A 22,068-nucleotide genomic window follows, 5' to 3' on the forward strand; every position below is an offset into this window, starting at 1 on the left:
CCCGCCTCGACGACGCGCAACCTGAGGCCATGGCGCTCGGGACTGGTCACATCAGCCTTCACAATCGAACCATCCCGTCATCGACACCGTCGCTCTTGCCGACGTCATTCTCGAAGGCGTCCTGCCGACCTTCAATCAGCGCTTCGCGGACCCTCTCGCAGTCCACGGCGTCGAAGGCGGCATCCACTTTTCCACGCGCCGTTTCCGCTGCATCCCGGCTCATCTCGCCGTCTTCCTGTGCCCGGATGTATTCCTCATGGAATCGGTTTCGCGTTTCACTGATCTGCGAAGCGATGGCGGCGTCGAGCGCGGACACAATGGCATCGCTGAGTGCCATATCGTTGGCCGTCCGGTACGCCAACTCTTTCTGAAGCGCGTCGAGGAACGGCGTCTTCTCGCAACGATCGAAAATGGCCTCGATAGACCCCAAAGGATCGAGCTCAAGCTGTCTCTGACCGAGATGTGCCTCGATCTCTTGCAGCGCTCTGACGTGTTCTTTGTTGATGAGGTGGCGGGTCAGCGCATCTGACGCAACGGCGCTGCATTCGTCAGGTGATGCCGCGTCGTTTTGCACCGCTTCAGCCAACCGCTTCCAGCAGCTCCCGAGTCTCAAATTTTTGAACGGACCATCGGTCATGGCGGCCTCCATGGCACGTGCATGACATAAATACCTGACATTGTCAAGGTTTGCGTAAGAATTTCTGACAGCCCGGAGGGAGACAGTCTCTTTATGCTGTTTGTTGACGCGGCGAGGCCACCGGCGCTTCCGGACCACATCGCAAGGCGGACATCTGAACCAGCTTGACCAGTATCGAGACGCGCTAATCAGCATGTCTCCTTTTGGGATTTCTCAACCCCCATCACCGTCATCGTCGCCCCCTACCGCGGCCGAGGCCGTCGCTTTCGGCCGCCCGTTCGGGCACCCGTCTTGCCACGATTGCGCTCGCGCTCGGCGCGTTCGGCCATCTTTGCCTTGGCGCGCTCGGCGACGTCTCGGGCGTGCTGTTCCGGATCGCGCTTGACGAAGGGCAGCCGGTTCTCCGTCGTCCGGGCGGCGGTTCCGGGTCCCTCTGGTGATTTCGCGGCGCCCCACGGAATGGGCTTCATCTCGATCGGCTCGTTCATCTTGCGCCGGTCGTCGGCGGCCTGGCGCCAGTCGCGGGCCTCCTCGATGTCGTAGCGCGCCGAGATCACAGTGCCGAAGAGGGGCGGTTTCAGCTTGCCCATGTCCCACCGGTCCCGGCGGGCGCGCCAATCACGCGTGTCGCTGTCGCGGTAGGTCTTGCAGCGTTTTTCATCCAGCCAGTTCTGCCAGGCGTGGATGCGCTCCATCTTCTTGAAGGCCCGCTTACGCTCGGTGATGGTCTCGGCCCGGCGGATGTCACGCTCCTTGCGAATCTCGGTCTTGATCCTCTCCAGCTTGGCGATGTCGGTCCGGTTGGCGATGCGCGCGACAATGCCGTGGAGCGCACCGCGCACGGCCCCGAACATGACGTCGAGGAGCGAGGCGGGACGCTTCTCCCGCCCTGCCTTGGCGATGACTGCCTCGCCCTTCAGGACTTTCAGCGTCCGTTCGATCCGCGCCAGCGTCTTGCCGTTGGCTCGCTCGTGGTTGAGATCGATGTCGGCGAACTTGCGGGCGGTGACGCGTTTGTGCTGCTCATAGTCGCGCCTCTGGCGCTCGGCCCGGGCGGCGCGCACGTCTGCGAGATTGGCGCTGCCGTGCTCGTTCCAGAAGGCGATCTCGGAGGGCGGCAGGCCGGTGTTCTTGACGTAGCCGGTCGCCTTGACGGGCTCGCCCCTCGCACGCGCCGTCCGCTTGACCTCGGCATTGTCGCGCCGGGTCTCCCGGTTCGGCTCACGGGCCGGACAGACCACCTTGCCGTGGCGCCGCTCCCAGTCGAGCGCCCAGTCCGAGAGCTTGAGCCGATCGTTGGCGAGCGACGCGAACTTGCCGGTCCTCGGATGCACCCGGTTGATGATCAAGTGCACGTGCGGGTGCTTCGTGTCGGTGTGCTCGACGATGAGGCACTGGTGCTCGCCGAGCCCGAGCACACCGCGGACCTCGTCGGCTGCCTTCAGCATGTTGGCCTTGGTGGCGTGGGGATCGCCCGGCGGGAACGAGAGGGAGAGGGAATAGACAGGCTTGGTTCCCTTGCGCCCGCGGAACGGATTGGCCGCCTTGACGTAGGCGTCATAGCTCATGCCGGCGGCCCTGGCGGCAGCCGTAACGGCCGCAACGCGGATTTCGTGGGCGTGCGCGGCCGTGAACGCCATCTGGCGGAGTGCCGCCATCGGATCGCTGCCGGTACAGTTGCGGGTGGCGGTGAAGCCGACCCGCTCGGCGGTCTGGGCGGGGCCCTTGTCGGAGAGGAAGTACTCGGCCGCCGTCTGCCGCTTCGCCTCCGCCGCGTCCTCGCACTTGTCGTGCATGTAGTACATGCCGGCGCCGACGAACCCGGTGCCGAGCTTGGCGATACGGGGGATCATGCCGAGAGCACCTTGGCAACGACGGCATCGAAGGTGGCGATCATGCCCCGCGCCCTGGCGGTCATCCGGCCCGAGGCCTCCAACTGCTCCCCGATCGCCACCAGGCGCTCGCGATACACGCCGAGTTCGTCCGCGAGCCGGCTTGCGATGATCAGACGGTCGAGCTGAGTCTCCAGGCGCACGCAGACGGCATCGAGGCCTTGGGGCACGACACCCGTCTCACCGGCGATGAACCTCAGCCGCGCCAGGTCATCGCCGATGCGGGCGAGCGCATCGACGGTCGCGAAATCCGGGGCCCGGGCGGCCCCGATCCCAGCACGGGCCCCCGTCGCGCAGAGGACCTCGCGGGCATAGTCGTTCGACGAGAGCCCCGCCTCGGCGGCATTGACGAGGAAGGCCGCCTTCTGGACCTTGGTGACACCGAAGGAAATACGCTCCGTGCGCCGTTGCTCGGGGGCAACCGACGGTCGTCCGGTTTTCGATTTCGATCCTCCAGTGTCACTCATTGTCACTCGTTTGCACCGCCACGCTTACCCACAAACACATCCGCCACGGTGTGACATCACACCGTGGTTGCCGGTTCGCCACAGATGCAGACGGGTTACGGGCCCGAATGCCACACTGTGGCATCGCCTCGGATCACTGCATCCGTTCTGAACCGGTGCACGCCGCCAGCCTGAGCTGGGTTGAATTGACCCCCTCGGGGGTCAAGAAGGGGGTGGCGCCAGACCCCCTTCAACAGTTTTTCGGCACGAAAAACATATCTTGCTATTCCGTAGCCCAAAACGCCCACGAGACATAACCCATTTCCAGAACCGATCGCAAGCATTTTTCGCGACTGGAGCAAACCCGACGCATTTACGCAGTATTACGCTACGGTGCATGAATTCGAACTGCGGCGCAATAATGCGCATAATGGAGAGTAACAGCGAAAATCAGTGGAAAGAGACGGGGCGAATGAATGCCGCGCACCGGTTCAGAGCTGATCCAGGGGATCGCTCTTCCAGTCCTCGCGGCCATGGCGCACGCGCACGATCAGGACCTCGTCCTGCTCATTGGTGAGGTAGATGATGACGTGCACGCCCTGTGGATGGATGCGATAGGCGGGGGTGTATTCGGGGCGCTCGTTGGCGATCCGGGGAAAGTCGGCAATGAGTTCGAACGCGCGGGCCATCGAACCGAGGTAGCGCTCGGCCTGGGCCGAGCCGAACCGCATCGCGCCGTCGACATAGATATCGATCAAGTCCTGTTCGGCCGCGTTGGTGAGACGGTAGCCCATCAGCCCCGCGGATCGCCGGCCGCCGCCACCTTCCGACGCGCGATCTCGCGGATGTCATCGATCGTGTGCTCGGAGACGCCGCTCGCAAGGCCTTCGTCCAGCAGCTGCTGGAGCTGTGCGATATTTGCGACCCGCTCCTGATCCTGGCGGATCAGGTCGCGCACGTAGTCGCTCGCATTGGCGTAGCGACCGGTTCGGGTCTGCGCCGTCACCCAGTCCTTCATCGGATCGGGCAGCGAAATGTTCATGCTGGCCATGGCGTCCTCCATGGTCTCATGATGGCATAGATTGCCAAAGTTTGTCAATTTTGGGGAGGCCGTGCGGCGCCAGCTTGGTGCACGGACGATCGACATAGCGAGCAGCCCGTTCGGAGACGGGCTGCAGCGCGTGTCATAGGTCGTCCAGATGGTCGTCGACCGTCTCCCAGGTGATGCCCAGGGTTGCGTCGTGATTTGCGTCCATCCGCTCGATGATCCGGACGGCGGTCGCATCGCTGACCGCGAGCCCGCGCGCCTCGGCACGCGAGCGCACGTCGGCGAGCTGCCAGAGGGCAACGGCGATGCGCGCATCCGGATCGAAGTTGCGCTCCAGATGCGCGATGAGGTCTCTCACGCTGGTCATGACGCACCTCCTTGGCCAGGAGGCCCGAGCCGGTGCACGGCGAGGATGACCTCGACGAGCTGGCTGGCGAGCTTCAGCCGGTCCCGCATGGGCAGGATCGTGCCGATCGCGAGGTTGCGGTTGCGCTCGACCGTCATCGCCTCGATGGCGAGCGTCGCCTCGTGGCTGAGCCCGAGGAGCTGATCATCGAGCACGCGCAAATGATGCAGGATGGCGCTGTCTGTTGCATTCAGCATGACGCACCTCCAATTACCGGCACGACCCGGAATTCATCCGCGCTGTAGCCTTCATCCGCTGCACGAATGCCGCATGCGATCTCATCAGCGATCTCGGTGAGAAACTCATCGAGGGCCGTTTGCGCCGCACGGCGCGTTGCGAAACGTTCGGGCTCATCGTCGACGAACCACGTGTTGATCCAGCCGTCACAGAGCGTGAAGGTCTGGACCTCCCAGGCGATGGGCTTGCGTTGTCTCATGACGCACCTCCCGCGCGGTGTGGCGCCGTCGAGAGCCAGTGGAACGTCGTCGTCACTTTGGGGGTTTGTTCCCAGACCATCCAGCAGTAGCGATGCCGGCGGGTGTAGGGCCCCGCAAGATCGGGATCGCCGTTCGGATAGCAGACACAGTCGTCGAGGGCGTAAATCCGCGCCGGCGGCCGCGCCACGTACGAATAGTGCCGCACCGGATCGCAGAGGCTCGCAAGGTTGAGGAGCATCGCGACTTTCCCGCCGGTCCGCGCGGTGAGGCTGAGGGCCTTGCGGATGAACCGGTCGGCGAGCCCCGCGCCGTAGGGCGGGTTGGTGACGATGTGTTTCGCCCTCGGCACCTCGAGCCCGAGGAAGTCGAGGCCCGGCTCGCCATAGCCGTAGTCGGCGATGTCGGTTGCAACGACGTCGTAGCCGGCAGCGATGCATTCTCGGGCGATGGCGCCGTTGCCGCAGGCGGGCTCCCAGATGGAGCCGTCGAAGCGCTCGGCGGCAAGGAAGGTTCTCGTTGCCTCGGGCGGTGTCGGATAATATTCCCGCGGTGCGCGCCAGGGCGAGAGGCGCCAGCCCGGGGTTGTCCCCGGGCCTTGGCTGTTGGTGATGTCGGGGATCATGCGAACCCCCGATCTTCCGCGGCGACCGGATCGAGGAAGAGAACGCCCTTGGCGAAATTCTGCGGCACGATGTCGAGCTTGAGGATGGCGCCCTTGCCGGCCTCGCGGCGCGGCCAGACGGCGCCGATCTCGACGACGCGGCCGAGCCGGTCTTTTCCCTCCGGGTCTGTTCCGATGACAGGGGCGAACTTGGCCCGGTAGATCGGTTTCTGTTTGCTGTTACTCATGATGGTTTCCTTTCGTTATGGGCTGCTCCATTGCAGCCATGACCATCACCGGCACGGCGCAAAGCGCGAGCGGAACCGATGTCCGTCAGGACGAGGCGGCCGGCGCAGCCGAGTCCGACCCCAACGGGGTTGCAGCGAGTGCGGGCCGTGCGATGGTCGGATCAGGCTGCAATCGATGCGGCAGCCCATCGAGAAGGAAAACATGCGTAACGCCGCGCAAACAAACGCGATCACGCGCCGCCCAAGGGCGATCGACATTGAAGGAGAGGGTAATGACCAGTAACGGCCCTCGGGCCACGACGTGGCGCAGTCGTGCGAGACGCCAGAAATGCCGCAAGTTGACGAGCCGATGAGCGATGACGCCTGAAGTGCAGGAGAACAATCCGCGCGTTCTTTGCGGCAGTGCACGCAATGACGAGTTGCTAGATCGGCCATGCCGTACCTGGCCGGGGCAAGCCCCCCCTCAGTCCTTCCGGCGCATTGTACCGACGATGGCATTGCTGACGGTGTCGGAGAGTTCCTTGATCGGGTCGGCGACGAGATGGGCGTAGCGCTGCGTCGTGAGGCTGGAGGAGTGGCCGAGCAGCTTGCCGATCATCGGCAAGGAGGCACCGTTGGCGGCAGCGATGCTGGCAAAGGAATGCCGCAGGTCGTGGATCCGGACATCCTCTATCCCGGCGCCCGCGCGGATGCGATGCCAGGCCTTCTGCAGGTTGACGAGATGTGCGCCGGCTCGTTCGCCGACGACGACATGGGGATTGTCGGGCTGTCGAGGCAATGCGGCGAGCAGCGCACGCGCTTGGCCACCAAGATAGACGACTTTCTGTCCCGTCTTGCTGTCGGGAAGGAGGAAAAGACCGCGTTCGAGATCGACGTGCTGCCACTGCAGCGTGAGGATTTCGGAGAGGCGGCAGCCGGTGAGCAGGAGGAGGCGGATGGCGGCGATGACGGCGGGGCGCTCGGCACCTGCGGCCTCCAGCGCATCGAGGTGGGCCCCAAGTCGCTGCAGCTCTGCCTCGGAGAGATATCGCTGGCGCTGCACCTCGCGGAATTTCTTGACCGCGGGGCAGGGGTTGGAGCGCACGGGCCGCAGATGCCGACCTTCGGCCCAGGTCATGATCGTCGAGAGGACCGCGAGGGCATAGTTGGCGGTCCGCGGTCTGCTGGCCAATCCGACGTGAAAGGCGGCAACGTCGCTCGTTGTTATATCGGCGAGATGACGGCGGGCGAACGCCGGCTTGAGACAGACATCGATCAATCGCTTGTAGTCGGCGCGTGTGCTCTCTTTGAGCTTGGGTGCGTGTTCGGCAAGGTAGAGATCGGCGGCCTCGGCAAAGAGCGGAGCGGCCCTGGCCGCGGCCTTGGCCTGACCGGGATCGAGCCCCTCGTTGATCTTGGTGATGAGCCGCAGCGCCTCCTTGCGGGCACTGGCGGGCGTCCAGGGCGAGCCGTGCGTGCCGATGGTGATGAAGCGCAGGCGCCCCTTGACCCGGGTCTGCAGGTAGTAGGTCGGCGCTGCAGCGGAGCGGCGGCGAGCGCCGAACCCCATGATCTCGGTGTCGCGCAAAGTGTCGCCCGGCTGGAGCGAATCGACGGTGCTGGTGTTGACGCGGGCGCGCAGCTGACGGGGCATAATCAGATGTCCTGACGGTTGCAAACGGGCTAACACGGGGCTAACATTTTTCTTCGCAAGCGAGCAAGTCCCTGTCGGAAGTCGCCTTCGGATTCGTTGAATTTGTTGGATCTTTCGAACCCCTGACGGTGCCTGGCGGATACATAAGCTTGACTTTTAATCAGATGGTCGTGGGTTCGATCCCCACCCCGCTCACCAATGAAATCAACTAGTTACACGATATTGAGGCGCACACGCCATAGCGCCAGTCCCCACTCAGTCCCCACCAAGATTTCGGTTGTTGCGGATCGCCTGCGGTGCAGCCTGCCGGCGTGCCTATGGATGGGGTGGTGTTGAAACGTGGTTGGGTGGGGGCGATGCCGGTCCAAGTTTTGGCGCAGCCGCACCGAGGCGGCCTCACCCAAGCAACATGCCGAGGTCGTCGGCGATGAAGGGCACCTGGATGAGGCGGCGGCGGCCGTCGCCGAGGTCGGCATAGAAGCATCCGGCCGGAAAGTCGGCGGGGCGGATGTCCTCCAGCTCCTGGGCATCGCCGAAGACGTTGGCGATGGCGGCGCGCTCGTAGACCCGTCCAACCAACCGCGCACCCATGTTGAACCGGATGACCGAGGGCACGGCGTCGGCGTGCGGGCGTTGCGTGGCGGCGATCATCTTGACCCGCGCCGCCCGACCCTTCATGAGCACGCTCGCCATGTCGGCGATCAACTGAGCGTTCTCGGCCTTGGCTTCGCGCGTTGCCAGCGGCACGTGGGTGATCGTTGCCACCTCGTCGAACACCACCATGATGGTCTTGCCCGGATAGCGCTTCTGGCGGGCGGCCCGAGCCTCGCGGTAACGCGCGGCGATGGTGGCGTTCAGCTCCTGAAAGAGCCGTGGCAATTCCTCATATTCGGTGACGAGGCGCACGTTGGGGAGCTGGCCTTCGAGCCCCCCGAACTCGCCCCCGTGCTTGAGGTCCACCAGAACGATCGTCTCATAGTGGGCGATGTTGTGGAGCATGCCGGCGATGAGCACGTTGAGGAGATTGGATTTGCCGGACCCGGTTTGCCCCGCGATGAATGTCGAGGGATGGTCCGCGACATCGAGCCAGGCATCGCTGTCGTCATCGCGGCAGCGGCCGACATAGAGCCGGCCGTCCTGAAACTGTTCGGCCCCGAACACGGTGTCCTGCGCACCGCCCCTCGTAGGGGCTTTTCCCGCGCGGACGTCGATGAGCACGATGCGGTCCGCACGCGCGGGATCGGCCGCAACCTCGACCGGCCGCCCCATGATCCGGGAGGCCTCGTCGAGATGGCGCTGCCAGAGTTTCACATCGGCGGTGATGCCGCCGAGCCGGAGCATCGGATAACGGCACGCATCGGCCGCCTCGACATCGAGGCGGTAATTGTTGAAGGCGCCATTGCCATCCATGGCTGCGAGATGGAGGGGCAGGGCCACCCAGTCGTCGAGCGCGATACCGAGCCGCACGAAGCAGGCGTGCGCCCGGATGCCTTGGCGGCGCATCTCGGAGGTGAGGGGAATCGCCGGATGGGGCAAACCCTCGTGCCAGCGCATGCCGGCGAACGGGGTATCGAGGCACTGGGGCGGATAGTCATCCAGTTGCACGAGGCGCTGTGTCGCGCCGGTGTCCGGATCGACCAGATGCTGCTCGAAGCGCGTCGGATGATAGAGCGGAGCGAGGCCGAAGGCCCCGACGGGCAGCAGAAGCCGGTTGAGCGTGGCGCTCGGGTGGCCGGCGTGCCAGCCGAACCCGCGCCAGTTGGCCTCGAAGTCCACCGCAGCAAGATCGGGATGAAGTCCGGCGGTGCGGAGACGCCTCCAGAAGACCTCCGCCTGGGCACGCACCCCGGCGTCCTCGGCCATCCAGCGCTCGGCCTGGGCGAGGGCATTGGCAACGTCCGCCGCATCCCCGGCGAGGTCGGACGGCAAATAGCGGTCCGCCCCGGTCTCGGCGGCGCGCCAGAGCAATTGCGCCCGCCGCTCGCCATCGCTGCGCCCGGGCGGCCGCATCTGGCGCAGGTTACGGGTCCGCTCGCTCTCGCTCCGCCAGTTGGCCACCGCTGATCCGATGCTCGCTCCGATGGCCTCGCCGATCCGGCTGCTCACCGGGAAGCGCTTCTTGTTGCGCTCCTCGATCGTTTCCATGAGCGTCGTGAAGACTGACATCGCTTTATTCCCCTCAGAGGTTCACGAGGCCGCGTGGACGCTCTGGGGCACGGTTGGTGTGGGGGGCATGGGGTGCTCGCCCGCCGCCGCCTTCGTGGGGGCAATCGCCGCCACTCGGGCAACGCTGCCCGGCACCGAGAAGACCCCCATCGAACGGAGCGCCGCCTCCGGCCCCGAAGCCGCCGCCCGTGGGCTGCCATTCACCGTCGCCGTGACCGGCTCGAGGGGCAGCGCGGATCAACCGGCGGTAAAGGACGAGCGCAAAAAGGTTGGCCAGCTCGCACAGCGTCGTGAAGACGATGCCAATGCCGATCTGCACTCGCTCGATGCTGGCGCCGAGCAGTTGAGCGAGGGCGAATGCGGCACCATCGGTAGGCGTTGCGTTGGCCAGGGCCCCGAGGCGATCCTCCAGCAGCGCGGCCCGCTGGCGCATGAGGTCCTCGTGGCGGCGGGCCGCCGCCAGCTCGATGCGCAGTTCGGCAACCTTGGCGCAGGTCTGAGGCCCATAGGTCTCGACCGTGGTGCAGCCATTGGTGTGGGCATCGACGGAACGGCCACCGACCCGGGTCTGCAGGAGGGCCGCGATCTCCGCCTCGATCTCGGCCGGCGACCGCTCGGTCGTGCGCCGGGAGAGTTCGGCGTCCAACCGGGCCAGCTCGCGGGATTTCAGCTCCCCGGCCGTTGCCTGGTTGCGGGCGGCATCACTGCCGACCAAGCGGTGTGTGGTGGAGAACGCATAGCCCGCGCACCAGCTGTAGCCGATCATGAGGGCGCCGAGGACAACGAGACAGCCGAGATAGGCCGGCCTGACCTCCTGGAAGGCCCGCAACCACATGAACGGCAGGTAGGCCTTCAGAATGTCGCTGCACATCGCAACGATGGCCAGGATAATGGCCACCGGTACGATCGGCTGGCCGACCTCGAACCCGACGGCCATGTTCATGGCGATGGAGGTGATGGCGAGCAGGCCGACGGTCATGGTGTAGACCGTGCCCCGAAAGATCAGCTCCCAATTGGTGTTCGGCATGGTGCGCTCCATGGGGTTGGGATGGAGAGGGGGGCTAATGCCCCCTCATGGCATGGTCTGTGGTGCTCGACCGGAGGCGGGTTTCCATCCAGGCCCGGAGATCGCTCAACCGGTAGAGCACCCGGGCCCGGGGGCCGTCGCCGAGCTTGCAGAACGGCGGTCCGCCACCGGTGATGCGCAGTTGTTCCAGGCTGCGCGGGCTGTAGCGCAGGAGGGCGGCGGCTTCTTTCGTCGTCAGATAACGGTCGTGATCCATGGACGCACCTCGTCTCGGGTTGTTCCGTCTCTTTCTACTCTCTGACGCAATACGGGGGATCGTCCGGCCCATAAGCGGGCCGAAGCGCTGGTTTGGACGTGGCGATTGAAGGCCACCATCGGAGATGACTGGGCACGCCGACGGAGGGCGCGACGTATCCGGGCTCAGACACCCATGGCGCGCTGGCCGGTGATGGCTTCGCGGTGCAGCTCCTGGAGCACCTCCGTCAACCGCTGATAGTCCAACTGCCGCAGGGCCTCCGGCCCGAGCGAGCGCATGAACAAGCGGCCATCCCGACTGGTGGAGACGGAGACCGGCAGCGTGACGAAATTGCCTTCCGACAGTCCCTCCAGGGGAAACTGATCATCGAGGAAGATGCTCGTCGGCGCGAGATGCGCGCCATCGCGCGCGACGTTGGCGAACTGGGCGCGGTAGTAGGGGCCACGCTTGCTCTCGCCGCGAATGAGGGCGAGGAGGCTGCCAGAGACCATATGGATCGTGGGATAGTGCATGACGGTTATTTTCCCTGTTGTGAACGCTTGTTGGATCGATTGGCTTACGCAAGAACCCGGTAGTCGCAGCGCGGTTCATCCCAGATGCGCACTAGCGCGGTGATGAATGGCGCCAGGCGCGGATCGTGTATGTCGTCGAAATCCGGACTGCCGTCGTCGTCCGGGTCGGGGAGTTTGAGTTGTTGGCGTGCCTCGTAAAACACCCCGGATAGACTCATCTTCCGGCGCCGCCGCAGCACGCCGAGCAGCGAGCGGACCGCCTCCGGGTTACAACGCCAGCCGGCGTTATCATCGCCGGAGTAAAGGTCCGTCGGCTTGAACGCATACTTGGCCACCTCGACCAGTGCCTGCCGGAGACCGTCCGGCCCATCATCCCGGGCGCCAATAGCTCCCATGTGGATTTGCGACACCGGCCGACCGACTTTGCGGCTCCAATCCGCCCTCAGCTGATCGGCGGTGACGTAGCGGCCGGCCTCCTTGGCGTAATAGCGGGGATGCAGCGCAACCAGGCAGTGGGCATGCGCATGCAGCAGGCCCGTGACGTCGTTCCGGGTCACCTCCAGGCAGCGGATGCTGCCGAGCACGGCGGCGCGGTAGGCGCTGTTGCGCATCGGCTGGGTCCAGCCCTTGGAGATGGCTCCGAGGGCCTGTCCAGTCTCGCCCGGTGTCGTGGCGCCGAACGTGAGGGTCCAGTGCTGGAACGGCGCATTGGGCTCCGTCTTGCGGACGTGATCCAGGATCGGCACCAGGACCGCGAGGTTGCGGGCAGCCCGCGCCGCCTGGCATTGGGGGCACAGCAGGTGTTTGCAGGAGTACCGGCCGGTGACGATTTCCTCGGCAATACCCCCCACGTCGAACACGTCGGTATCGAGCCGCGTCTGGCAATAGCCGACATTGTGTGCGGCCTTGGCTTCACCGATCTGGTCGAGTGCTAAGGACAGCGCCAAGGAGCGGCGCTTATTCTGCGTCAGGCGGTCGATTTTGTTGCGTCTGTTGTGCCTCATGTTGTCCCCCGTCTCTGCACTGGGCCGGTGACAGGGGAAATGACCGAGAATTTGGTTAATGTCGACTGACGTCATATGTCACGATGTTTCAGCCAGATCAGTGAGATAGGCTGTCGCAACGTCAGGCATTGTAGTACCTTCGCCAAGACAGTGAAGCCTGCGGAAAAATCGTGATTTCGGCTGGGGAACAGGCCCCGGAGTTGTGACCTGCATATCGCTGTGCGGTTGGTTGTTTTGCGCGTTGTATAACCATTTAGGGCTGGCGACACGCTGCGCAGGACTGTGGTCGGTGGTCGGCATGTCACGTTATTTCTAAAGTATCAAGCCTATCGGATAGGGTCAGACTCTCTCCTTATGCCAACATGTCCCATCGATGATGATCTCTACTCTCCCGGGACCGCGATCTGTAACAGCCCCGCGGCATTATCCAGGTTGCAGACGCACCGCATTGCCCAATCATGCCGATGCCGTCCGTGGCAGCGCCGGATAACACCTCGGAGCGGCACCAGGGTGCCGCGATTGGCCAAGCGCAGGGTCAGGACGATGCCGCGCCATGCCGGCTCTCGGCGGCTGTCCCGACCCTCCCCTTGATACCCCGTCGTGCCGTGGGCGCGGATGGGGTCCGTCGCCTGCCCGTCCGCCTCAGCCGCTGAAGCGGCTTCGTCGTCCGCGCCGGCTGCCGGGTCCGCTCCTGCGTCGCCAGCCAGGCGATCCCATGGGGTGGCCCATACCGTGTGTCGAAGCCCGCATGGGGAGGTTCGCCGTCCCAAGCGCTTCGGTCTCCCGCCGGTCCAAGGTGGGCGCCACCGCAGCGCCAGCGGGCGCGGGCGCAGGACGGCGCCAGCCAGGATCGCGTGCAGCAGGGCGCTGTCCCCCGGCGCCGAGCCCGTCTCGTCCCCCGGTCGGCGCCAGGGCCATTTCCGGCTCCTCGTCCGGATGGGCCTCCCTCTTGGGTCTCGTCCGCCCCTCGCGTCCTCTCCATGTCGCCCATGCTGCACGCAACCCGCCGTCGCAAAAATCGTCTTCCGCCGCCGGGCGGTCTCCCGAGAAGAGATTTTTGCTCCGTCGGAACGACGTGCGGTTCGCATGGCGACGAGGACGCAAGGGTTGCGGCCTCGCACAACCAAGAAGAAGGAAATATCCCATGAACGAGAGACCGAAATTCAAAGTGCTGGCGCCCGAGCGCGGCAAGGACGGCAAGGTCTACTACACCGAGGTCGGCCGCGCCTGGCCACTGCGCGACAAGGACGGCTGCACCGTCCGGCTGTCCGCTCTGCCCCTCGGCGGCGAACTGCTGGTCCTGCCCCAGGACACCAAAGGGGAGGTCAAATCATGAAGCGCCACGACTTGACGAAACTCATCCTGGCGCTCGATGCCCTCGCCTTGCAGGCCTCCCATTGGACGGCGGAGGCGCGCCAGGCCAAGACCCTCGACGGCGCCGTTGCCGCCATCAGCCTCATCGAGCCCATCGGCGAGGACCTGATGGCGCTGGCCCGCAACATCGTCGCCATGCACGCGGCGGGACAGTTCAAGTCGGAGGTGCGATCATGAGCCTCCTGTTCCGCACATCGCACGCGCACCGTCTGCCCTTCGGGGCGGACGGCCGCGTCGGCCCGAACCGCATCCCGTTCGAGTTCTATCCGACCCCGCCCGAGGCGACCCGGGCACTCCTCTCGGTGGAGCGCTTCGAGGGTTCCATCTGGGAGCCGGCCTGCGGCGACGGCGCCATTGCCAAGGTGCTCGCCGACGAAGCAGGCCACGACGTGGTCGCGACCGATCTCGTCGACCACGGCTTCGGCGTGTCGGGGATTGATTTCCTCGAAGAGCGCGTGCCCAGAGCCCGGCACATCGTCACCAACCCGCCCTACGGGTCGGGGCTGGCGGACGCGTTCGCGGTCAAAGCGTTGCACCTGACGGCTGCCACCGGCGGCAAGGTGGCGTTCCTGGTCAACCTGACCTCGCTCTGCCACCAGAAGCGCACCCGCTGGTATCGGGCACATCCGCCGGCCCGCATCTGGGCGGTCGACAACATCGTCTGCTGGCCGGACGCCCGCCACGGCTACGGCGAGGCACCGCGATACTTCCGCAACCACCGCTACTGTTGGCTGGTCTGGGACCCAATCCACACCGGCCCGACCCGCTTCGACTGGCTCGCCGGGGCGGATTTTCGGTGAGCCGCCTCCCCTCTGACCGCCGCTCTCGGGCGGCGGCTCGGGTGTGCCAGTCGTCTGGCGCCCTTCGATAACAGGATTGCCACACCGCCACCTTGCATCAGGGCAGCCAGCGTTGGCGCGGCTCATCGGCCCCGGTAATGTTGTAGCCGACATGGATTCGATGGAAAGCGCGCGGGAGTTCGACGATATGGCCAAGGGGCGCCAGAACGGCGGTGGTGGGCGGACCGTCGACCGGGGACAAATCAACAACCTGTCCGGCTTCGTCTGGTCGATCGCCGAAATCCTGCGAGGTGACTTCAAGCAGTCGGAATACGGCAAGGTCGTGCTGCCGTTCGTCGTGATGCGGCGGCTCGACTGCCTCCTGGAGCTGACCAAGGACGCCGTGGTCATGGCCCACGCAACCCTGCCCAAGGGCGTCGATGAGGCCACGCAGGACATGATCTTGTTCGGCGCGGCAGGTCGGGGCTTCAAGGTCTACAACACCTCGCCGCTGACCTTCACCAAGATCAAGGGCCAGGACGCCGCCCAGCTGCACGACAACCTGGTGAGCTACATCATGGGCTTCTCGCCCAAGGTGCGCGACATCTTCCTCGACAAGTTCCTGTTCACCGACCAACTCAAGCGCCTCAAGGAGGCGAACATCCTGTTCCAGGTGTTCGATCGGTTCTGTCAGATCGACCTGCACCCGAACGCGGTCTCCAACCTGGAGATGGGCTACCTCTTCGAGGAGCTGATCCGCCGCTTCTCGGAAATCTCCAACGAGACGGCGGGGGAGCACTTCACGCCGCGCGAGGTCATCCGGCTCATCGTCGACCTGTTGATTGCCAATGACGACGACAAGCTGACCGGCAGGGGCATCATCCGCCAGGTCTACGACCCCGCCTGCGGCACCGGCGGCATGCTGGCCCTCACAGAAGAGGCTCTCAAAGGCTTCAACGAGAAGATCCGTGTCGAGCTGTTCGGACAGGAGCTGAACGGCGAGTCCTTCGGCATTTGTAAGTCTGACATGCTGGTGACGGGCCACGATCCCGAGCAGATCGCCTTTGGCAACACGCTGACGGCCGACGCGCATGCGGGCAAGGCCTTCCACTACATGCTCTGCAACCCGCCCTACGGCGTCGACTGGAAGAAATATCAGGAGCCGATCAAGGCCGAGGCCGAGACGGAGGGTTTCTCAGGCCGCTTCGGCGCCGGCACGCCGCGTATCTCAGACGGCCAGCTGCTGTTCCTGCAGCACATGATTTCCAAGATGCGGGACGACGAGACGGGCTCGCGCATCGGCATCGTCATGAACGGCTCGCCGCTGTTCACGGGCGGCGCCGGCTCGGGCGAAAGTGAAATTCGCCGCTGGATGTTGGAGAAGGACTGGGTCGAGGCCATCGTCGCGCTGCCGACCGACCTGTTCTACAACACCGGCATTCAAACATACGTCTGGCTTCTGACAAACCGGAAGCCGAAGGCGCGGCGGGGCAAGGTGCAGTTGATCGACGCCTCGGGCGAACGGTTCTGGAAGTCCATGCGCAAGTCGCTCGGTTCCAAGCGCCGCGAAATCCCTGACGAGGCACGCGCCGAGATCGTGCGCATCTATGCCGGCTTCCTCAACGGCGAGAGCGGCGAAGACGAGGTCTCGAAAATCTTCGACACCACCGACTTCGGGTATCGCGAGATCCGCGTCGAGCGCCCGCTGCGGCTGAACTTCCAGGCATCTCCAGAGCGGATTGCGCGGCTTCGCGAGGATCGGGCGTTTCAACGGCTGCCGGACGGCGATCGTGGCGACATCCTGAGCGCACTTGGCGAGCTGTCGGACACGCTCCATCGGAGCGGTAGCGCCTTTGAAGCGGAGCTGGCGGACGGTTTTGAGGGCGTGGGCTTCAAGGTTCCCGCCCCGGTCAAGAAGGCCATCTTTGCCGCGTTGTCGGAGCGGGACGAAGAGGCTGACATTTGCCGCGACGCTAAGGGCAACCCCGAGCCGGACACCGACCTGCGCGACCACGAGCTGGTGCCGCTGAAAGAGGACTGGCGGGCGTATGTGACCCGTGAGGTGACCCCGTTCGTGCCCGATGCCTGGGTGGATGAGAGCTACACCGATGCCCGCGACGGCGAGGTCGGCCGCGTTGGCTACGAGATCAACTTCAACCGGTATTTCTACAAGTACGTCCCGCCGCGTCCGCTGGAAGAGATCGGCGCAGAGCTGAAGGCGCTGGAGGCGGAGATCGCCGGGCTGTTGAAGGAGGTGACGGCGTGAGCTTCTGGCCAGCAACATGTGACAGCGCACTTCGTCCGCTGAAGCACGTCTGCATTGTCAATCCGGAGACTCTTCAAGAGTCCACTGATCCGGATTTCGAATTTGAATACATTGATATAGGAAGCGTGACGCTCGAATCAGGCATTTCCGCTCGGGAGCCTATGAGGTTTGCGAATTCGCCTAGCCGTGCGCGTAAGCCCGTCCGACCGGGGGACGTCATTGTTTCGACAGTTCGTACATACTTGAAGGCAGTAGCGTCGATCGGTTCAGAAGCGGAGCGTTGGATCGTTTCTACAGGTTTTGCAGTCCTACGTTCGAATTGCAAGATCGATCCTCTCTTTCTGTATCGAGTTGTTCAGTCGAACCCATTCGTGGAGGGCGTTGTCGCGGCGTCCACGGGCGTCAGCTACCCTGCGATAAGCCCTTCGACGCTTGGGAGCATGCCCGTTCCACTCCCTGACCTCGAAACCCAGAAGGCCATCGCGGATTTCCTCGACCGCGAGACCGCCCGCATCGATCAGCTGATCGAGAAGAAGCAGCGGTTGGTGGAGGTGTTGGATGAGTGGTTTTTAGCCCGTGTGATAGACCAGGTCGGTGGCGGATTTGGTTTATCTGGAGACGCTCCCGGGCGAGCGTGGAGTGGCTGGAGGTTTCTGGCTCTTCGTCGAGAGATCACCTTGCAGCGCGGAGTCGATATCACGAAGGATGAACAGGAAGAAGAGGGACTCTACCCCGTTGTGTCATCCGGAGGAGTGGCTTCATACCACGACAAGTTTCTGTGCAATGGTCCCGGAGTAATCGTTGGTCGCAAGGGTTCCGCAGGGAAGCTTCACTATGAGGAAAGAAATTACTGGCCCCACGATACCGTCTTGTACGTAAAGCGCTTTGGCAGGAACAACCGCAAATTCGTGTATTACAAATTCATCGCTCTCCGATTTGAGAGTTTTGACCGTAGCTCAGCCAACCCCACACTCAATCGCAATCTCGTTCATCCAGAAAAAGTCTGGTGGCCTGATCGACAGTTGCAGGAGAAGACTGTCGAATCTCTCGATGCGGATCGCGATAGGAGTTCGAATCTGATCACACATGTGACCAAATCAATCAACCGCCTTCGCGAATACCGCTCCGCCCTCATCACCGCCGCCGTCACCGGCCAGATTGACGTTGCGACCTGGGGCAAGCGCGGCACGGCGGATGCGCAGCTTGACCGTATTCAGGCCGAGTTCGACCAACCCAAACCGGAGGCGGCGGAATGAGCCGACTTTGGATCGTCCGGGCCGGCAAGCATGGAGAGCGCGAACTTGCCGCAATCGAACAATGTCGGCTCCTGCCTGGTTTCCTAGAGGTGGGAGACCTGAGCACGCTTGTGGGTCGCGACGCCATTCTTCGTCATCTCGAAGGCGTGCTGCCCGATGCGGGCCACAACCGGCTGAAGAATTTCGCGGCCCAACTCAACCAGTTCGCGCATACGATCGAGGTCGGCGACCTCGTGGTGATGCCGCGCAAGGTGACCAACGGCGTCGCCATCGGCGAGGTAACGGGCGCCTACCAGTTCGATCCGAATGACCCATGCCGCCATTCCCGCGCTGTGAAGTGGCTGGAGGAGTCCGTTGCGCGCGACGCCTTCAAGCAGGACCTGCGCCATTCGTTCGGCGCGTTCATGACAATCTGCGAGATCAAGCGCAACGACGCACTGGAAAGGGTTTGCGCTGTCCTCAAGACCGGTGTCGACCCCGGCTCGCTGCTCGGCAAGCAGGGAAAGGCAGTCGCCCTGCCTCGTGACGACGAAGTGGAGGCGGAGGACTATGCTACCGACATCGAGGACGTCGCCAACCAACAGATCATATCGCTCATCAAGTCCGAGTTCGCCGGCCATGCGCTGGCCGACCTCGTAGCTGAGATTCTGCGCGTCGAGGGGTACACGACGAAGGTATCTCCGCCCGGCGCCGACGGTGGCGTGGATATCCTTGCGGCCGGCGGCACCCTCGGCCTCGGTGAGGATCGCATCTGTGTGCAGGTGAAGTCCGGTGACGGGGCGGCCAACCACGATGTCGTCTTGCGGCTGATCGGCTCGGTGTCGAACACGCAAGCGCGCACTGGTCTTCTGGTCAGCATCGGCGGTGTCAACGCCGTTGCACAGCGCGAGTTGGACAACAACTTCTTCAAGCTGCGCCTCTGGCAGATGCGCGACCTTTTGAAGGCGCTGTTTTGCGCCTACCCTCACCTGTCGGATGAAACGCGTGCCCGGCTGCCGCTGAAGCAGATTTGGGCGCCGATACCAGGAGGGGACGTATGACGGACTACACGCAGCCGCCATCCCCCTGGGCAACGTCCGGCGGGTTTTCGGAGGACAACATCCACCGCGAGAACGTGTTGCAGCGCGTGATGACCGAGGCGCTGTATCGCGACCAGGGCTATGAGATCCGTGAGGCGGAGGACTACGACCGCAAGCGCGCGCTCGACCCGGGCCTGCTCGTCCAGTTCATCCGCACCACCCAGCCGGATGCATGGGAGAAACTGGAAGCTCACTACGCGGGCTCAGCCGAAGATACACTGCTCACCCAGCTGGCCAAGAACCTGGAGAGCCGGGGCACGCTGGACGTGCTGCGCAACGGGCTCAAGATCGTGCCCGGCATCGTGTTCGCGCTCTGCTACTTTCGTCCCGCCAGTGGCATCGAGCCGAAGCGGATCGCGGAGTATGAGAGCAACATCCTCTCTGTGATGCCCGAGGTGGTCTACAGCGAGCGCCATGCCAACCGCATCGACCTCGTGCTGTTCGTCAACGGCCTGCCGGTCGCGACGATGGAATTGAAGAACCCATCTTCCGGCTCCACATTCAGGCACGCTGAAAAGCAATACCGGGAAGACCGCAAGCCGGCGAACGAACCGCTGTTGACGTTCAAGCGCGGCGCGTTGGTGCACTTTGCCGTCGACACGGATAACGTCTCGATGTCGACGCGGCTGCGCAACGGCAAGACGCGCTTTCTGCCCTTCAACCGGGGCCGAGATGGCGGCGCGGGCAACCCGGACATCGCGGATGAATTCCGCGTCGCGTACCTCTATCGCGACAGCGGCAATGATGGGGGGTGGGGCAAGGCCGTTTTCTCGCGAGAGGTGCTGATCGATATCCTCGGCCGGTTCATGCACCTCGACACGACTGGCCGCGAGAACGTGCTGATCTTCCCGCGCTTCCAGCAGCAGGACGCCGTGCGCAAGTTGATGGCCCACGCGAGCGCGCATGGGGCAGGGCGCAACTATCTCATCCAGCACTCGGCGGGCTCGGGCAAGTCGAACACGATCGGCTGGCTGGCGCACCAGGCCATCAACCTGCACGACGCAGGCGACCAGCCGGTGTTTTCGACCGCCATCATCGTGACCGACCGCGTGGTGCTCGACCGTCAGTTACAGGGCACGGTGGCCCAGTTCGAGCAGACGGCTGGTGTCGTCAAGAAGATCGACGGAACCTCGAAACAACTGAAGCAGGCGATCGAGAGCGGCGCGCGCATCATCATCACGACGATCCAGAAGTTCTCGACGGAACACCTGGCGCAGATTTCGGGGCAAAGCGGCCGCACGTTCGCAGTGATCGTCGATGAGGCGCACGGCAGCCAATCGGGCAAGACCGCGCAATCCATGACCGACGCCCTGACCCGGGAAACTTCGTCGAGCGACGACATCGAGGACATGATCCTCGCCCACCAGAAACAGCGCGGACCTCAGAAAAACCTCAGCTTCTTTGCGTTCACAGCCACGCCGCGCAACGTCACTCTGGAGCGGTTCGGCATCAAGGGGCCGGACGGCAAGCCGCTGCCGTTCCATCTCTATTCGATGCGGCAGGCCATCGAAGAGGGATTCATTCTGGACGTGCTCCAGAACTACATGACCTACAATACCTACTATCAGTTGGAGAAGGCGATCGAGGACGATCCGAAGTTGCGCGGCAGGCGAGGCCAGCGCCGGGTTGCCAAGTTCGCTCACCTCCATCCAACGGCGATTGGTCAGAAGGTCGAGATCATCGTCGAACACTTCCGCAAGCATGTGGCTGGCGAACTGGACGGCCAGGCCAAGGCCATGGTGGTGACGGCCAGTCGCGAAGCCGCGTTGAAGTACTTCTTCGGCATGCGGAAATACATAGCGGAGCACGAAATCACCGGCGTGAAGGCTTTGGTCGCGTTCTCCGGAGAGATCGAATTGGACGGGGAGAAATTCACCGAGGCGGGGCTCAACGGTTTTTCCGAGACGGAACTACCCTCACGTTTCGATGGTGTGAAGAATGACGGCACGGCCTATCCGGAGCAGTACCAGCTTCTCATCGTGGCGGAGAAATATCAGACCGGCTTCGACCAGCCGAAGCTGTGCGCCATGTATATCGACCGCAAGCTGTCGGGCCTGCAGGCGGTGCAGACCTTGTCGCGCCTCAACCGGACTCGGGCCGGCAAGACGAAGACGTTCGTTCTGGATTTCCAGAACAAGATGGAAGAAATCCAGGAGGCGTTCAAGCCGTACTTCGAGGTGACGGAACTGGAGGCAATCACCGATCCGAACCAGGTCTACGCACTGGAAAGCCGCATCTTCCAATTCGGCTTCCTGGACAAGGGCGAGGTCGAGCGATTTGCTGAGACGTACTTCAAGGGCGCACTCGATGGCACCGACCGTGCCCGTCTGGAGGGCCTGCTGAAGGAGGCTGTCACGCGGTTCGTATCGGAGGAGGAAGACGGTCGACGCGAAGAGTTCCGGCAGCTGCTGCGGAGCTTTAATCGGTTCTACGCGTTTATCGCACAGGTCTGGACACTCCATGATGCCAGCCTGGAGAAGCTACACGCCTACAGCTCATGGCTGGTGCGACTACTGCCGGACCGCGAAATACCGCCGGATATCGAGATCACCGACGACATGCTCAAGCTGCGCGCCTTCAAGACGGAGAAGAAGGAAGAGGGGAGTGCGTCCCTGGCTCCAGGCCACCGTAAGGAGTTGCCGGCGATTGGCGGCTTCGGTGCCAACCCCTACACCGATGACGAAAAGCGCGAGCTATCGGAGATCATCAAAGCGTTCAATGAGCGCCACGGCACCGAGTTCACCGAGGCGGATATGCTCCGTTTCGAGGCAGTGAACGCCGAGATACTCGACGACGATCTTTCGGAAATGTTGCGGAACAACCCGGAAGACGTGGTTTTTTCCGCCTTCTCACAGGCCTTCTTTCAAGGTGCGATCCGCATGTTCCAGCGTGAGCAGGACATGCAGAACATCATTCTGACGGACAAGGACGCGCGGGACAAAGCAATGCGGCATTTCTTCAATCGGGCAATGCGACAGGTGAGGGAGGTTCGGGCATAGAA

At 63.7% G+C, this 22,068-nt stretch carries 23 protein-coding genes; 7 read left to right on the forward strand and 16 right to left on the reverse strand.

What is annotated here, in order from left to right; all coding sequences use genetic code 11:
- Positions 1-58 precede the first annotated feature (58 nt).
- The 16 genes from GC150_07380 to GC150_07455 form a co-directional block, all read right to left on the reverse strand.
- Positions 59-637 carry a hypothetical protein gene (locus GC150_07380; GenBank protein MBI1384713.1) on the reverse strand — a complete coding sequence of 193 codons (579 nt, stop codon included), beginning with the start codon at positions 635-637 and terminating at the stop codon, positions 59-61.
- A 242-nt stretch (positions 638-879) separates the two neighbouring features.
- Complete coding sequence (locus GC150_07385) at positions 880-2,490, reverse strand: relaxase/mobilization nuclease domain-containing protein (protein MBI1384714.1); 1,611 nt, start codon at positions 2,488-2,490, stop codon at positions 880-882.
- On the reverse strand, positions 2,487-2,996 hold the full coding sequence (locus GC150_07390; protein MBI1384715.1) for a hypothetical protein: 510 nt from the start codon (positions 2,994-2,996) through the stop codon (positions 2,487-2,489). The genes GC150_07385 and GC150_07390 overlap by 4 nt, the downstream gene beginning before the upstream one ends.
- 470 nt (positions 2,997-3,466) lie before the next feature.
- Positions 3,467-3,769, reverse strand: a complete 303-nt coding sequence (locus tag GC150_07395; protein ID MBI1384716.1) for a type II toxin-antitoxin system RelE/ParE family toxin — start codon at positions 3,767-3,769, stop codon at positions 3,467-3,469.
- Positions 3,769-4,026, reverse strand: a complete 258-nt coding sequence (locus tag GC150_07400) for a type II toxin-antitoxin system ParD family antitoxin (protein ID MBI1384717.1) — start codon at positions 4,024-4,026, stop codon at positions 3,769-3,771. The genes GC150_07395 and GC150_07400 overlap by 1 nt, the downstream gene beginning before the upstream one ends.
- Positions 4,027-4,159: 133 nt before the next feature.
- Positions 4,160-4,390 (reverse strand): hypothetical protein, encoded by a 231-nt coding sequence (locus GC150_07405; GenBank protein ID MBI1384718.1) that lies wholly within the window; start codon positions 4,388-4,390, stop codon positions 4,160-4,162.
- The gene (locus tag GC150_07410) at positions 4,387-4,626 is read right to left on the reverse strand and encodes a hypothetical protein (protein ID MBI1384719.1); all 240 of its coding nucleotides are present in this window, start codon (positions 4,624-4,626) and stop codon (positions 4,387-4,389) included. Before GC150_07410 ends, GC150_07405 begins: the two co-directional genes overlap by 4 nt.
- The gene (locus GC150_07415) at positions 4,620-4,865 is read right to left on the reverse strand and encodes a hypothetical protein (protein ID MBI1384720.1); all 246 of its coding nucleotides are present in this window, start codon (positions 4,863-4,865) and stop codon (positions 4,620-4,622) included. Before GC150_07415 ends, GC150_07410 begins: the two co-directional genes overlap by 7 nt.
- The gene (locus tag GC150_07420) at positions 4,862-5,488 is read right to left on the reverse strand and encodes a hypothetical protein (GenBank protein ID MBI1384721.1); all 627 of its coding nucleotides are present in this window, start codon (positions 5,486-5,488) and stop codon (positions 4,862-4,864) included. Before GC150_07420 ends, GC150_07415 begins: the two co-directional genes overlap by 4 nt.
- Positions 5,485-5,715: a hypothetical protein gene (locus GC150_07425; protein ID MBI1384722.1), complete on the reverse strand. Its 231-nt coding sequence runs from the start codon at positions 5,713-5,715 to the stop codon at positions 5,485-5,487. The genes GC150_07420 and GC150_07425 overlap by 4 nt, the downstream gene beginning before the upstream one ends.
- A gap of 463 nt (positions 5,716-6,178) precedes the next feature.
- Entirely contained in the window at positions 6,179-7,348 is a 1,170-nt protein-coding gene (locus tag GC150_07430; GenBank protein ID MBI1384723.1) for a tyrosine-type recombinase/integrase, read from the reverse strand.
- 396 nt (positions 7,349-7,744) lie between these two features.
- Entirely contained in the window at positions 7,745-9,514 is a 1,770-nt protein-coding gene (locus tag GC150_07435; protein ID MBI1384724.1) for a DUF87 domain-containing protein, read from the reverse strand.
- Between the two features lie 13 nt (positions 9,515-9,527).
- A complete protein-coding gene (locus tag GC150_07440) occupies positions 9,528-10,541 on the reverse strand; it encodes a hypothetical protein (protein ID MBI1384725.1) in 1,014 nt (337 codons plus the stop codon).
- Positions 10,542-10,575: 34 nt separating this feature from the next.
- A complete protein-coding gene (locus GC150_07445; GenBank protein ID MBI1384726.1) occupies positions 10,576-10,797 on the reverse strand; it encodes a helix-turn-helix domain-containing protein in 222 nt (73 codons plus the stop codon).
- Between the two features lie 164 nt (positions 10,798-10,961).
- Positions 10,962-11,309 carry a hypothetical protein gene (locus tag GC150_07450; protein MBI1384727.1) on the reverse strand — a complete coding sequence of 116 codons (348 nt, stop codon included), beginning with the start codon at positions 11,307-11,309 and terminating at the stop codon, positions 10,962-10,964.
- A gap of 44 nt (positions 11,310-11,353) precedes the next feature.
- Positions 11,354-12,388, reverse strand: a complete 1,035-nt coding sequence (locus GC150_07455) for a hypothetical protein (GenBank protein MBI1384728.1) — start codon at positions 12,386-12,388, stop codon at positions 11,354-11,356.
- Between the two features lie 1,069 nt (positions 12,389-13,457).
- Here GC150_07455 and GC150_07460 point away from each other — a divergent pair.
- From GC150_07460 to GC150_07490, 7 genes are all read left to right on the forward strand, one after another.
- Positions 13,458-13,649 (forward strand): hypothetical protein, encoded by a 192-nt coding sequence (locus GC150_07460; protein MBI1384729.1) that lies wholly within the window; start codon positions 13,458-13,460, stop codon positions 13,647-13,649.
- Positions 13,646-13,864 (forward strand): hypothetical protein, encoded by a 219-nt coding sequence (locus GC150_07465; GenBank protein MBI1384730.1) that lies wholly within the window; start codon positions 13,646-13,648, stop codon positions 13,862-13,864. The genes GC150_07460 and GC150_07465 overlap by 4 nt, the downstream gene beginning before the upstream one ends.
- On the forward strand, positions 13,861-14,487 hold the full coding sequence (locus tag GC150_07470) for a hypothetical protein (GenBank protein ID MBI1384731.1): 627 nt from the start codon (positions 13,861-13,863) through the stop codon (positions 14,485-14,487). Before GC150_07465 ends, GC150_07470 begins: the two co-directional genes overlap by 4 nt.
- Positions 14,488-14,674: 187 nt before the next feature.
- The gene (locus tag GC150_07475) at positions 14,675-16,732 is read left to right on the forward strand and encodes an N-6 DNA methylase (GenBank protein MBI1384732.1); all 2,058 of its coding nucleotides are present in this window, start codon (positions 14,675-14,677) and stop codon (positions 16,730-16,732) included.
- Positions 16,729-17,988 (forward strand): hypothetical protein, encoded by a 1,260-nt coding sequence (locus tag GC150_07480; GenBank protein MBI1384733.1) that lies wholly within the window; start codon positions 16,729-16,731, stop codon positions 17,986-17,988. Before GC150_07475 ends, GC150_07480 begins: the two co-directional genes overlap by 4 nt.
- The gene (locus GC150_07485; GenBank protein ID MBI1384734.1) at positions 17,985-19,028 is read left to right on the forward strand and encodes a restriction endonuclease; all 1,044 of its coding nucleotides are present in this window, start codon (positions 17,985-17,987) and stop codon (positions 19,026-19,028) included. The genes GC150_07480 and GC150_07485 overlap by 4 nt, the downstream gene beginning before the upstream one ends.
- A complete protein-coding gene (locus GC150_07490; protein ID MBI1384735.1) occupies positions 19,025-22,066 on the forward strand; it encodes a DEAD/DEAH box helicase in 3,042 nt (1,013 codons plus the stop codon). Before GC150_07485 ends, GC150_07490 begins: the two co-directional genes overlap by 4 nt.
- Positions 22,067-22,068: the final 2 nt, after the last annotated feature.

This window comes from Hyphomicrobiales bacterium (assembly GCA_016125495.1).
GTDB lineage: Bacteria > Pseudomonadota > Alphaproteobacteria > Rhizobiales > RI-29 > RI-29.

Excerpts from the sequence above, each read along its gene's own strand:
- GC150_07380 (MBI1384713.1), bottom strand. The coding sequence starts at position 637 with ATGACCGATGGTCCGTTCAAAAATTTGAGACTCGGGAGCTGCTGGAAG.
- GC150_07385 (MBI1384714.1), bottom strand. The coding sequence starts at position 2,490 with ATGATCCCCCGTATCGCCAAGCTCGGCACCGGGTTCGTCGGCGCCGGC.
- GC150_07390 (MBI1384715.1), bottom strand. The coding sequence starts at position 2,996 with ATGAGTGACACTGGAGGATCGAAATCGAAAACCGGACGACCGTCGGTT.
- GC150_07395 (MBI1384716.1), bottom strand. The coding sequence starts at position 3,769 with ATGGGCTACCGTCTCACCAACGCGGCCGAACAGGACTTGATCGATATC.
- GC150_07400 (MBI1384717.1), bottom strand. The coding sequence starts at position 4,026 with ATGGCCAGCATGAACATTTCGCTGCCCGATCCGATGAAGGACTGGGTG.
- GC150_07405 (MBI1384718.1), bottom strand. The coding sequence starts at position 4,390 with ATGACCAGCGTGAGAGACCTCATCGCGCATCTGGAGCGCAACTTCGAT.
- GC150_07410 (MBI1384719.1), bottom strand. The coding sequence starts at position 4,626 with ATGCTGAATGCAACAGACAGCGCCATCCTGCATCATTTGCGCGTGCTC.
- GC150_07415 (MBI1384720.1), bottom strand. The coding sequence starts at position 4,865 with ATGAGACAACGCAAGCCCATCGCCTGGGAGGTCCAGACCTTCACGCTC.
- GC150_07420 (MBI1384721.1), bottom strand. The coding sequence starts at position 5,488 with ATGATCCCCGACATCACCAACAGCCAAGGCCCGGGGACAACCCCGGGC.
- GC150_07425 (MBI1384722.1), bottom strand. The coding sequence starts at position 5,715 with ATGAGTAACAGCAAACAGAAACCGATCTACCGGGCCAAGTTCGCCCCT.
- GC150_07430 (MBI1384723.1), bottom strand. The coding sequence starts at position 7,348 with ATGCCCCGTCAGCTGCGCGCCCGCGTCAACACCAGCACCGTCGATTCG.
- GC150_07435 (MBI1384724.1), bottom strand. The coding sequence starts at position 9,514 with ATGTCAGTCTTCACGACGCTCATGGAAACGATCGAGGAGCGCAACAAG.
- GC150_07440 (MBI1384725.1), bottom strand. The coding sequence starts at position 10,541 with ATGCCGAACACCAATTGGGAGCTGATCTTTCGGGGCACGGTCTACACC.
- GC150_07445 (MBI1384726.1), bottom strand. The coding sequence starts at position 10,797 with ATGGATCACGACCGTTATCTGACGACGAAAGAAGCCGCCGCCCTCCTG.
- GC150_07450 (MBI1384727.1), bottom strand. The coding sequence starts at position 11,309 with ATGCACTATCCCACGATCCATATGGTCTCTGGCAGCCTCCTCGCCCTC.
- GC150_07455 (MBI1384728.1), bottom strand. The coding sequence starts at position 12,388 with ATGACGTCAGTCGACATTAACCAAATTCTCGGTCATTTCCCCTGTCAC.
- GC150_07460 (MBI1384729.1), top strand. The coding sequence starts at position 13,458 with ATGAACGAGAGACCGAAATTCAAAGTGCTGGCGCCCGAGCGCGGCAAG.
- GC150_07465 (MBI1384730.1), top strand. The coding sequence starts at position 13,646 with ATGAAGCGCCACGACTTGACGAAACTCATCCTGGCGCTCGATGCCCTC.
- GC150_07470 (MBI1384731.1), top strand. The coding sequence starts at position 13,861 with ATGAGCCTCCTGTTCCGCACATCGCACGCGCACCGTCTGCCCTTCGGG.
- GC150_07475 (MBI1384732.1), top strand. The coding sequence starts at position 14,675 with ATGGCCAAGGGGCGCCAGAACGGCGGTGGTGGGCGGACCGTCGACCGG.
- GC150_07485 (MBI1384734.1), top strand. The coding sequence starts at position 17,985 with ATGAGCCGACTTTGGATCGTCCGGGCCGGCAAGCATGGAGAGCGCGAA.
- GC150_07490 (MBI1384735.1), top strand. The coding sequence starts at position 19,025 with ATGACGGACTACACGCAGCCGCCATCCCCCTGGGCAACGTCCGGCGGG.